Origin of the sequence: Micromonospora inaquosa (assembly GCF_003857055.1) — a bacterium.
Classification (GTDB): domain Bacteria; phylum Actinomycetota; class Actinomycetes; order Mycobacteriales; family Micromonosporaceae; genus Micromonospora; species Micromonospora inaquosa.
Genome location: NZ_QGSZ01000223.1, coordinates 20,917 through 30,525 on the forward strand (window position 1 = coordinate 20,917; position 9,609 = coordinate 30,525).

Below are 9,609 nucleotides of genomic sequence, written 5' to 3' on the forward strand. Positions count from 1 at the left end.
CGGTCCGCTTCAGGTCGCCTTACCGGCGTCAGGGCCTAAGATGACCGCCGTGCAGTTCGGGGTGCTCGGGCCGCTCGCCGTGACCACGGACGCCGGCGAGCCGGTGGTGGTGCCCGGCACCAAGGTACGCGCGCTGCTGGCCGACCTGCTGACCAACCGCAACCAGGTGGTCTCGGCGGACCGCCTCATCGACGACCTGTGGGGTGACGACTCCCCCGCCAACCCCGCCGGCGCACTCCAGGTGCGGGTGTCGCAGCTGCGCAAGGCGCTCAACAACGCCGAGCCGGGCGCCCGCGAGCTGGTCGAGTCACGGCCGCCCGGCTACCTGCTGCGGGCCGACAGCGTCGACGCGGACCGCTTCGTCGAACTGACCCGCAGCACCGACGCCGACCGGCTCACCGCAGCTCTCGCGCTGTGGCGCGGTGACGCGTACGCCGATCTGGCCGACGCCGAGTTCGTCCGCGCCGAGGCGACCCGCCTGGCCGAGCAGCGCCTCGCCGCGCACGAACGGCTGGCCGAGGCGCGGGTGGCCCGGGGTGAGCACGACCTGGTCGCCGCCGACCTGGCCGAACTGGTCGCCCGGCACCCCCTGCGGGAGGGTCTGCGGGCGGTGCAGCTGCGCGCGCTGTACGCGGCCGGCCGCCAGTCCGAGGCGTTGGACAGCTACGCCGACCTGCGCGACCGGCTCGCGGAGGAGTTGGGCCTCGACCCCGGCCCCGACCTGGTCGCGCTGCACCGCAGGATCCTCGAACAGGACGCCGGGCTGAGCGCGCCGCCGAAGGCCGCGATCATCCGCAACAGTCTGCCGGCCCAGCTCGACGAGCTGGTCGGGCGGGCCGAGGCGGTGACCGAGCTGCGCGGGCTGCTGCCTCGGCAACGCCTGGTCACGCTGGTCGGGCCGGGCGGTGTCGGCAAGACCCGGCTGGCCACCGAGGCGGCCCGGACCCGGTCCTGCCCGGACGGTGTCCACCTGGTGGAGCTGGCTCCCCTGCCGGCCGGCGACCCGCGCATCGCCGAGCAGGTCCTCGGCGTGCTGGCCGTCCGGGAGGCCGCCGGCACGACCCTGTCCGCGACCGACCGCCTCGTCGCGGCCCTCCGGCACCGGCACCTGCTGCTCGTGCTGGACAACTGCGAACACGTCGTCGAGCCGGTGGCCGCGCTGGTCGCCCGGCTGCTGCGCGACGCGCCCGAGGTGAGCATCCTCGCCACCAGCCGGGAGCCGCTCGGCCTGACCGGGGAGCTGCTCTGGGAGGTACCCCCGCTGTCGCTGCCCGAGGACGGTGACCTGGACGCGGTCCGGCGCTCGGCGGCGGCGCGCCTGTTCGCCGCCCGCGCCACCGCACAGCAGCGGGGCTTCCGGCTGGACGAGCGGACCGCGCCGGCGGTGGCCCAGCTCTGCCGTCGTCTCGACGGTCTCCCGCTGGCGCTGGAGCTGGCCGCGACGCGGGTCCGCGCGCTTGGGGTGCGGGGTGTGGTGGACCGGCTGGACGACCGGTTCCGGCTGCTCACCACCGCTCAGCGGGACGTGCCACCACGGCAGCGGACGTTGACCGCGGTGATCGCCTGGAGTTGGGATCTGCTGGACGGGCCCGACCGGACGGTGCTCGCCCGGCTGGCGGTGTTCCCGGACGGCTGCACCCCGGAGGCCGCGGAGCGGGTCTGCCGGACCGACCTGGACTCCCTCGCCCGGCTGGTGGACAGGTCACTGGTGGTGCTGGACGACTCCGGGGTGGGCCCCCGCTACCGGCTGCTCGAATCGGTCGCCGCGTTCTGCCTGGACCAGCTGACCGACGTCGACGACGTGCGAACGCGGCACGCCACCTACTACACCGAGTTGGCTGAGCAGGCCGATCCTGAGCTGCGCGGCGCCGACCAGCAGCGGTGGCTGGCGCTGCTGGACGCGGAGACGGCGAACCTGCGCGCCGCGCTGGTGCACGGCGGCGGACTGCGGTTGGCCGTCGCGCTCAGCTGGTACTGGTATCTGCGGGGCCGGCTCACCGAGGCACGGCGTGCTCTCGCCCTGCCCGGTGACGCGGCGCAGGAGGCTCGCGCCGCGGCGTGGCGGGTCGGTTTCGCGCTGGTGCAGGGCGAGGCGGTGGTGCCGACCGACGTGCGCGCGGCGGTGGCCGCCGACCCGGACGGCCGCGGCGCCTGGTTCGCGGCGAACGCGCTGATCGACCACAGTGACCTGACCCTCTCGGCGGAGCTGCTTCCCGTCGCCGCCGACCCGTGGACCGAGGCAGCGGTGCTCGCCTCCCGAGCCAAGATCGCGCACGTGGCGGGTGACCAGGCGACGCTGGAACGCGCCGCGACGCGCAGCGCAGCGCTGTTCGCGCAGGTCGGTGACCGGTGGGGCCGGCTCCAGGCCGCCGAGTGGACCGGTGGGCTGGCCGAGTTGCGCGGCGAGCACGAACGCGCCGCCGACCTGCACCGGGAGGGGTTGCGCTGGGCCGAGGAGCTGGGTCTGTGGCAGCAGGTCGGCACCGAGCTGTCCTGGCTGGCGTGGCTGGCGGTGCAGACCCGTGACTACCCGCAGGCCCGGGAACTGGCCGAACGCGCGTACCGGCTGGCGCAGGAGCAGGACTCCCCCAGCGCGCTGGTCTTCGCCGAGATGAGCCTCGGGCTGGCTGCCCGCCGCGACGGCAAGCTCGACCTGGCCGTCCCCCACCTGACCCGCCTCGCCCAGCGGGGGCGTGCCGAGGCCCAGCCGGCGCTCTACCTGCCTCCGGTCCTGGTCGAGCTGGGCCACGCGGTCGAGCAGGGCGGTGACCCGGACGGCGCGCTGGCTCTGCACGTCGAGGCGTTCGAGGTCGCCGAGGCGATGGCGGCACCCCGCGATGCGATCTACGCCCTGGAGGGGATGGCGTCGGCGGTGCGCGTACCGGAGGTCGCGGCCCGGCTGCTCGGCGCGGCGGCCGCCGCCCGGCTCGCCACGCGGGCGCCGTCCTCCCCTGCCGAACGCGACGAGACCGACCGGGTGACCGAGCGCGTGCGGGGCGCCCTCGGGCGGGACCGGTTCGACGCGCTGGTCGGCGAGGGCGCGAAGCTGAGCCCGGGCGAGGCCCGAGCCCAGCTCTGATCGACGGGTCAGGCGATCGCCTTCGGCCGGTACGAGGCGACGATCACGCCGCTCTTGTGCACCCGGGTGTCGACCAGGTCGAACGACGCCTTGAAGTCCGTCAGCGGCACCGTCAGGCTGGCCGTGCCCTCCAGCACGGGGTGGATCCAGAACCGGACCTCGTCCACCAGGCCCGCCCGGATCAGCTGCGCGGTGACCGAGCCGAAGCCGTACTGGATGATGTTCCTGCCCTCCTGGGCCTTGAGCGCGGTGACCGCCTCGACCAGGTCGCCCTGGAGCACCTCCGTGTTGTTCCAGGTGGGGTTGGTGAGGGTGGTCGAGGCGACGTACTTCCTGACGTTGTTGAAGTACGCCGCGCCGGTGGTCGGGTCGCTCTCGTCCATGGTCGGCCAGGCGGCGGACATGCCGTCGTAGGTGGCCCGGCCCATCAGCATCGCGTCCGCCTCGTCGGTCTGCGCTCCGGCGAGGCTCATGGCCTCCTCGTCGAAGTACGGCCCGGTCCACATCGGGTTCTCGATGACGCCGTCGAGGGTGATGTAGGTCGAGTTGATGAGCTTGCGCATCGGAATCTCCTGGGTGTCTGTCGTGTGCTCCGGTGACACCCAGAACTCTGCCGAGCCCCGCTTACGATTCGCTTCAGGTGCTCTTGCGCGGGCCCGAAAGCGGGTCTGCGAGCGGGTCGGTCAGCGGGATCGGCAACGCCTGCGTGGCCACCGTGCCGCCGCCGGTGGAGTGCTCCGGCGCGGGGCGGTCGCCAATGCGGCTGTGCAGCCGCCCACGGCCGGCCGGACCGGCCCGCCGGCTCACCTCGACGGTCACCATCCGCACCGGCGGTTCCGGCGTGGTGAAACGCCCGACGCCCCACCGCACCCAGATCGGGATCCGGCCGGCGTCCGCCTCCGCGCGCAGCTTCTGCACCGTACGGGCCCGGTCGGTGTGGTCGACCTCCACCACCACGGGCGGGCCGTCCGGGCGGGCGCACGCCACGTCGAGCACCGAGTGCCGCTGCTCCAGCGGCGGTGGCAACGGCAACACGCTGGGCGCGCGCCGGTAGACCCGCCAACCCTGGGCCTCGGCCCACCGCACCACCGCGTCGATCACCCGCGCGGTGACCTCGTCGGTGTCCAGGTCGACGAAGGTCAGCTCGGCCAGCCAGCGGCCCAGGTCCGCGGCCAACCGCTCGCCCTGCGCCGCGACCTCCACCGGCGCAGGATAACGCCTCAGCCGATCACGGTCGCGGTCGCGGCGAGGTGCCGGGTCAGCCAGGCGGTGGTGGCCGTACGGGCCGCCTCGGCGAAGTGCGCGGCGACGAACTCCAGGCTGGCGTCGTGGTCGAGCATCCACTCGGGCGCCAGGTGCCCGCCGAGCGCGTCGTGCCGACGATCGAAGAACACCCGGGCGTACGCCTCGACGGCGTCCGCGCGGGCCACGTTGGCCATCGGCGGGTACCAGTCGTAGCCGGCCAGGATCTCGTCGGCGCCCTGCCCGGACTGCACCACCGTGATCCGCTGCGACACCTCCTCGGAGAGCAGGTGGAACGCGACGCAGTCGTGGCTGACCATCGGCTCGCTCATCGCCGCGATGGCCTGGTGCACTGCCGGGACGAACCGCTGCGCGCCGATGCGGATCTGGTGGTGGTCGGTGTCGAAGTGGCGGGCCACCAGGTCGGAGTAGTGGAACTCGTCGCCGGTCTCCCCCGCCGCCGCCTCGAAGCCGATGCTGAAGGTGGCCAGACCGGTCTGACCCTGCTCGGCCAGCAGGGCGACGATCAGGCTGGAGTCGAGACCGCCGGAGAGCAGCACGCCGACCGGCACGTCGGCGACCATCCGCCGACGTACGGCGGTGCGCAACGCCGCCATCAGCCGTTCCTGCCACTCGTCGGCGGACATGGCAGCGGCGGCGGCCCGGTTGAACTCCGGCCGCCAGTAGACGGTGTCGACGCTCCGGCCGTCCGCGGTGATCACGCGCACGGTGGCCGGTGGGAGTTTGCGGACCCCGGCCAGGATGGTGCGCGGCGGTGGCACCACCGAGTGGAAACTCATGTAGTGGTGCAGTGCCACCGGGTCGAGGTCGGTGTCCACGTCACCGGCGGCGAGCAACGCCGGCACTGTCGAGGCGAAACGCACCCGGCCCGCCCCCTCGGCCAGGTAGAGCGGCTTGATGCCGAGTCGGTCGCGAGCCAGTACCACCGTGTGCGTGGCCAGCTCGACCAGGGCGAACGCGAACATCCCGGAGAACCGCTCGACGCAGGCCTTCCCCCACCTGTGGTACGCCTTGAGGATCACCTCGGTGTCCGACGTGGACCGGAAGGAGTAACCGGCGGCGGTCAGCTCGTCGCGCAGCTCCCGGTAGTTGTAGACGCAGCCGTTGAAGACCAGGGCCAGACCCAGCTCGCTGTCGACCATCGGTTGCGCGCCCGCGTCGGACAGATCGATGATGCGCAGCCGGCGGTGCACCAGGGCCACCGGCCCGTGCTGCCACCACCCCTCGCCGTCCGGGCCACGGGAGGCCAGGTCGGGAAGCATCCGCTCGACGGCGGCCAGGTCCGGTGGTGCCCCGTCGAGGCGGAGTTCGCCGCCGATACCGCACATGGCACGCACCTCTCATCCGCTGGGGCCGCTGACCGGTCCAGGCTTGGCGGGCCGGGTTGCGTCCCGATGACGGGTCAGTCAAGCGTGGGTTACGCCGACGGTTCGTCGGCTCCGCCGAGCAGCCAGGTGTCCTTCGACCCGCCGCCTCGCGAGGAGTTGACGATCATGCTGCCGGCCGGTGCCACCCGGGTCAGCGCCACCGGCGCCACCTCGGCGGTGTCACCGAGGAACACGAACGCCCGCAGGTCGACGTGGCGGGGGGCGAGCGCCGTACCGTCGAAGACCGGGTGGGTGGTCAGCGCGATCATCTCCTGGGCGATCCACCGGTGCGGGGCCGCGAGGATCTGCTCCCGGACGGCGTCCAACTCGTCGGCCTCGGCTCGGGGGCCGATCACCACCCGGTCACCGCCGTACCCGTCGACCGGCTTGAGCACCAGCTCGTCGAGACGGTCCAGCACCTCGGCCCGCTGCTCGGGCAGCCCACACAGGTACGTGGGCACGTCCCCCAGCAGTGGTTTCTCGCCCAGGTAGTACTCGATCAGCCGGGGCACGTACGCGTACAGCGCCTTGTCGTCGGCGACACCGTTGCCCAGCGCGTTGGCCAGGGTGAGCCGCCCGGCGTGCACCGCGGCGAGCAGCGGCCACCCCAACGGCACCCCGTCCGCGCCCGGCGCGTGCAGCAGCGCGTCCTCGTCCATCCGCAGGTAGATCACGTCCACCTCGCGGCGGCACCCCTCGCGGACCAGCCGGACCCGGCCCTCCTCCACGAGCAGGTCGCTGGTCTCGGTCAGGGGCACACCCATCTCGTCGGCGAGCAACCGGTGCTCGAACCAGGCCGGATCGCCCGGTCCGCTGCTGAGCACCACCACTGCGGGGTCGTCGGCCGCGGCCGGCGCGGCGGCGAGCAGCGCCCGGTACAGCATCGCCGGCGTCTCGTCGGCGGGCAGCAGATCCTTCGGCACCGGCAGCTCCGGGAGCACCGCCCGGGTGAGCCGACGGTTCTGCACCGCGTAGCCGATCCCGGAGGGCACCCGCAGGTTGTCCTCCAGCACGTACCAGCCGCCGTCCGGGTCGCGGACGAGGTCGGTGCCGGACACCTGGACGCGGGTGCCCCGCCGGCCCATCAGCGCCCCGGTCGGGCGCAGCCCGGGTGAGGACTCCACCACCCACGCCGGTACCACGCCGTCGGCCACCACGGCCCGGTCTGCGTAGACGTCGCGCAGGAACGCGTCGAGGGCGCGGGCGCGTTGCACCAGGCCGGTACGCAGGGTCCGCCAGTCGACGGCGGGCACCACCCGGGGCACCAGGTCCACCGGGAAGAGCCGGGTGCTCGCCTCACCGGCCACGCTGAACGTCACCCCCCGGGCCCGCTGTTCCTCGTCCCGGTCGTGCTCGCGTTGACGCAGGTTGCTGGCACCGAGTTGGCGCAGGGCCGCGAGGATCGGGGCGTACGCCGGTTGCGGTCCGGCCGACCCGAAGACCTCGTCGCCGGCGTCGGCGTACGTGGGCAGCGCCGGTGGTGTCGTCGCCCCCGGCAGCGGCTCGCGGACCCGGCCCCGGGTCTCGTCGAGCAGCAGGTCGACCACGTCGGCCAACCGGCCACGCCGCTGGTACGCCCGCCGTTGCCGCGCGGCGGAGCTGCCGCGTTCCAGCGCGTACCGGGTCAGCTCGCTGATCTGCTCCCAGTCCCCGGTCGCCGCCAACTGTGGGCGCAGGTCGGTCACCAGGCGGCGGACCGCCTGGGCGGCCGGCACCGGTCGGGCCGACCGGGGCAGGTCGAGCAGGTCGCCTTCCAGGCCGGAGCGGGCCGCCCGCCACACGGCGGCGCGCAGCACCGGTGGTCGCACGCCGGTGCGCTCCACCCCGGCGCGCAGGGCGGCGACCTCCCGCCGGACGAGCGCCCGGAACAGGCCGGTGAGCAGGACGATGGTCTCCACGTCGGGGTTGGCGTCGGTGATCCGCAGCTCCACGGTGGGCACGTGCGCCGACGGCCGGACGTCGAAATAGATCATGGCGGGGTCGGTGATGGTCTCGGAGGCGATCAGCTCGGCGACCAGCGCCTCGTGGTCGGCGGCGCTGGTCACCTCGCCCGGGTCGCCGGCGGTGGGCCAGCGCTGCCAGACCAGCGACCGGACGCTGGCGTAGCCGCTGTCCTGACCCAGCCAGTACGGCGAGCTGGTGGAGAGGGCGAGCAGCGCCGGCAGCCACGGCTGGACCCGACGGGTGACCGCCACCGCCAGGTCCCGGTCGGAGACGCCGACGTGCACCTGCGCTCCGCAGATCAGCTGCTCCCGGGCGAGCAGTTGGTACTCGTCGAGCATCCGCCGGTAGCGGGAGGTGGGGGTGACGCTGGGGTCTCCGTCGGCGCGCAGCGGCACCGTACCGGCCGCCACGATGCCCAGCCCGGCCCGGTCGGCGACCTGGACGGCGGCCTGACGTAGCCCGGTCAGCTCGGCGCGGATCTCGTCCAGGGTGCGGCAGACCGCGGTGTTGGTCTCCACCACGCTGCGGTGCAGTTCGGCGGTGAACGAGGCCGCCGGCAGCCGGTCGAGCAACTCCCCGGCGCGGGGCACCAACTCCCGGGTGTGCAGGTCGACGACGTGGAACTCCTCCTCCACCCCGATCGTGGCCAGGTCCGCCGGGTCGCCGTCGTCGAGCGACAGGGCCGGGTTGGTGCGGGGGGTGGGCAGCGTCCGGCCGTTGCCGGACCGGTCCACCGGCCCGTCGTACGTCGGCGCGTTCGTGGTGTTGTCGGCCATGGTCACCCCGGTTCGCGTGTCGGTGGTGTCGACTGTCCGACGAGCGTTCCCAGGGTTGGTACCGGAGGTGTTTCCGGCGCGTTAAGGTGACGGGCCCGTTCTGTCCGGGCTGCTCAGCGGCGGGCAGCAGGCATCGTCGACCGGGTTGGTGATGTCGGGGTATCCCACCGGCCTGGACACCCCGACATCAGCGAAGCCGAGTGGATCATGGGTGAGGGAACGCCGGGGTCACCTCATGTTCGCCACCACGAACGGCGCGTGTCCGTGCAGGTAGTTGGTCCACCCGCCGGTCACCGGCGCGCCCGGGCTGAGCAGGTTGGTGGTGTCGGTGCCGACGTCGAGCTTCCAGGCCGTCCAGGAGATGCCGTTCGCCTTCATCCAGTCGATCCAGGACTGCGCCTCCGGCAGGCACGCCCGCCCGTCGAGGCCACCATCGGCGTTGCTGGCGCCCCACTCCGTGACGAACAGCGCCAGACCGGCGCGGATCGCCGCGTCACCCTTGGCGCGCAGTGACGACCCGTGCGTGCAGGAGTAGAAGTGCAGTGTGTACATCAGGTTGGTGCCGCTGACCGGGCTGGCCGCCGCGACGTCCACGTCCTGTGACCAGGTCGGGGTGCCGAGCACGACGATGTTGTCCGGGTCGGCGGCGCGGATCGCGGACACCACCGCCTGGTGGTACGGCTTGATGACGTTGGTCCAACTGACCTGGAGTGGCTCGTTGTAGGGCTCCCAGATGACGTTGGGCAGGTGGCCGTACCGGCGGGCCAGGTCACCGAAGAACGCGACCGCCTGGGACTGGTTGTTCTGCGCCTCGTGCGCGTGCCAGTCGACGATCACGTACACCCCGGCGGTGACCGCGTTGTTGATGATGGTCTCCACCTGCCCGCGCGCCTTGTTCGGGTCGCTGAGGTACGCCCCGGCCGGCTCCACCCCCATGGCCGCGCGGATCACCTGCAGGTTCCAGTTGTCGCGCATCCAGCGCAGCGCGGAGAGGTTCTCGGCGTACGGGGCGGTCTCCCAGTTGAGCCACATGCTGCTGATGCCGCGCAGTTGCACCCGGGCGCCGGACTTGTCGCACATCGTGGTGCCGCAGACCCGCAGTTGCCCGTGCCGCTCGACGGGCGTGCCAATGGTGGGCGGCGGGGTGCAACTGCGCGGCATCAGCAGCATGTGGCTCAAC

The 9,609-nt window shown here is 73.2% G+C and carries 5 protein-coding genes and 1 pseudogene; 1 reads left to right on the forward strand and 5 read right to left on the reverse strand.

Annotated features, from left to right (window positions below; translation table 11 throughout):
* Nucleotides 1–40 precede the first annotated feature (40 nt).
* Nucleotides 41–3,079: an AfsR/SARP family transcriptional regulator gene (locus DLJ59_RS18235; RefSeq protein WP_244236097.1), complete on the forward strand. Its 3,039-nt coding sequence runs from the start codon at nt 41–43 to the stop codon at nt 3,077–3,079.
* 8 nt (nt 3,080–3,087) lie between these two features.
* Here DLJ59_RS18235 and DLJ59_RS18240 read toward each other — a convergent pair whose 3' ends face one another.
* From DLJ59_RS18240 to DLJ59_RS18260, 5 genes and pseudogenes are all read right to left on the reverse strand, one after another.
* Nucleotides 3,088–3,642: a dihydrofolate reductase family protein gene (locus DLJ59_RS18240; protein ID WP_124773842.1), complete on the reverse strand. Its 555-nt coding sequence runs from the start codon at nt 3,640–3,642 to the stop codon at nt 3,088–3,090.
* Between the two features lie 73 nt (nt 3,643–3,715).
* Nucleotides 3,716–4,282, reverse strand: a complete 567-nt coding sequence (locus DLJ59_RS18245; protein ID WP_244236098.1) for a hypothetical protein — start codon at nt 4,280–4,282, stop codon at nt 3,716–3,718.
* 56 nt (nt 4,283–4,338) lie between these two features.
* Nucleotides 4,339–5,670 (reverse strand): annotated as a pseudogene (locus DLJ59_RS18250) (N-acetylglutaminylglutamine amidotransferase); the annotation flags it as partial.
* A gap of 89 nt (nt 5,671–5,759) precedes the next feature.
* Nucleotides 5,760–8,429, reverse strand: coding sequence for a carboxylate--amine ligase/circularly permuted type 2 ATP-grasp protein (locus tag DLJ59_RS18255; protein ID WP_208648744.1), 2,670 nt, complete (start codon nt 8,427–8,429; stop codon nt 5,760–5,762).
* 228 nt (nt 8,430–8,657) lie between these two features.
* Nucleotides 8,658–9,609, reverse strand: a 952-nt coding sequence (locus DLJ59_RS18260; protein ID WP_208648745.1) for a glycoside hydrolase family 5 protein, incomplete at its 5' end; no start/stop codon positions are given.

Excerpts from the sequence above, each read along its gene's own strand:
- DLJ59_RS18235 (WP_244236097.1), top strand. The coding sequence starts at position 41 with ATGACCGCCGTGCAGTTCGGGGTGCTCGGGCCGCTCGCCGTGACCACG.
- DLJ59_RS18240 (WP_124773842.1), bottom strand. The coding sequence starts at position 3,642 with ATGCGCAAGCTCATCAACTCGACCTACATCACCCTCGACGGCGTCATC.
- DLJ59_RS18255 (WP_208648744.1), bottom strand. The coding sequence starts at position 8,429 with ATGGCCGACAACACCACGAACGCGCCGACGTACGACGGGCCGGTGGAC.